This is a genomic window from Streptomyces sp. NPDC042364 (assembly GCF_056437585.1).
This window is the reverse complement of the sequence record NZ_JBWKAJ010000054.1, coordinates 1-1,846: the sequence shown is the minus strand read 5'-3', so window position 1 is coordinate 1,846 and position 1,846 is coordinate 1. Positions and strand designations below refer to the sequence as shown.

At 70.9% G+C, this 1,846-nt stretch carries 1 protein-coding gene; it reads right to left on the bottom strand.

Annotation, left to right across the window (positions count from 1 at the left end):
- Nucleotides 1–6: 6 nt before the first annotated feature.
- Nucleotides 7–1,846, bottom strand: a 1,840-nt coding sequence (locus tag AC067N_RS38855; RefSeq protein ID WP_478683675.1) for a bifunctional glycosyltransferase 87/phosphatase PAP2 family protein, incomplete at its 5' end; no start/stop codon positions are given.

Below are 1,846 nucleotides of genomic sequence, written 5' to 3'. Positions count from 1 at the left end.
TGGGGGTCAGCCGTGGACGGGGTTGCGTGGATCGGTTGCGGCGGTTTGCGGGGTGCTGTCGTCGGTGCTCGTGTCGTGCTTGCCGGGCTTCGCCCGTGGTCCGGTGAGGAGGTGGGTGAGGGCGAAGCCGGCGCCGACGACGGCCGCGCCGCCGACCGCGTCGAGGACCCAGTGGTTGCCGGTCGCCACGATCGCCGCGAGCGTGAACGCCGGGTGCAGCAGGCCGAGGGCCTTCATCCACCAGCGGGGCGCGACGATCGCGATGGTCAGCCCGCACCACAGGGACCAGCCGAAATGCAGTGACGGCATCGCCGCGTACTGGTTGGTCAGCTCCGTCAGCCTGCCGTAGTCGGGCTTGGAGAAGTCCTGGACGCCGTGGATGGTGTCGATGATGCCCAGGCCCGGCATCAGCCGGGGCGGCGCCAGCGGGTAGAAGAAGAACCCGACGAGCGCGAGGACCGTGGTGAAACCGATGGCCGTGCGCGCCCAGCGGTAGTCGGCGGGGCGGCGCCAGTACAGCACCCCCAGGACGGTCAGCGGCACCACGAAATGGAACGACGTGTAGTAGAAGTCGAAGAAGTCCCGCAGCCAGCCGACCTGGACCACCGCATGGTTGACCCAGTGCTCGACATCGAGGAGCAGGGCCTCCTCGACCGCGAGGATCTCGCGGGCGTGCTCCTCGGCCACCGCCCGGCTGCCGGCCGCCTCCAGCCGGGTGCGCTGGTAGGCGGCGTAGGTGACCCGGATCAGCAGCAGTTCGAGCAGCAGGTTCGGGCGGGTGGCCACCCGCCGCAGCAGCGGCACCCGGCTGAGGCGGCTCTGTGCCTTCGGCGCGTACTGGGTGGGGACGGGGGTCCGGTAGTACGGCGAGGTACGGGACAAGAACGGCACCACGAGGGCCGAGGCGAGCGCCGCCAGCAGGACCACGTTGTCCCGCAGCGGATACAGCACGCCGACGTTGGGCACCATCATCTTCGCGGGCAGCGTCATCACCAGGATGACCGCGACCGGCCACACATACCGCGACGAGGCCCTCTTGCCGACCCGGCCCACCACGGTCCCCAGCACCCACAGCAACTGGTGCTTCCAGGACGTCGGCGAGACCGCGACCACCACACACCCGGTGACCGCGACAGCCAGCAGCAACTGGCCATCGCGCGCGTAGCGGACGGCACGGCGCACGCCCACCACGGCGACAACCGCGGCCAGCACGAGGAACACCGCGATCTCCAGCGGACCTTCGAGACCGAGCCGCAGCAGCGCCCCGTGCAGCGACTGGTTGGCCAGGTCGTCCGCCCGCCCGCCCAGGCCCACACCCGCCAGATGATGCACCCAGTAGACATACGAGTCGTGCGGCATCACCACCCAGGCCAGGACGGTGGCGGCGGCGAAGGCCACCCCGGTGCTCGCGGCGGCCCGCCGCCGCCCGGTGAACCACAACAGCGGCACGAACAGCAGCACGGCCGGCTGGAAAGCGGCCGCGACTCCGATGAAGACGCCGCCGGCGCGCTCACCCCGCACCGCGAAACAGCCCGCCAGCACGAGCAGGACAGGAACGATGCTGGTCTGCCCCAGGTAGAGCGTGTTACGCACCGGCAGCGACAGCATCAGCAACGTGACCGCGACCGGCGCCGCCAGCAACGCCGTCCGCCGGGTCACCGGCTGCGGCAGAGCACGCGCCGCGACCAGCCCGAGAGCCACCACCAGCAACAGGGTCCCGAAGGTCCAGCCCCAGCCCAGCGCCTGCTCGGCCGCACGGGTCACAGGCTTCAGGACCAGCCCCCCGAACGGCGTACCCGTGAACCGCGTCGAGTCGTACAACGAACCCGCGACCTGCAGAACACCG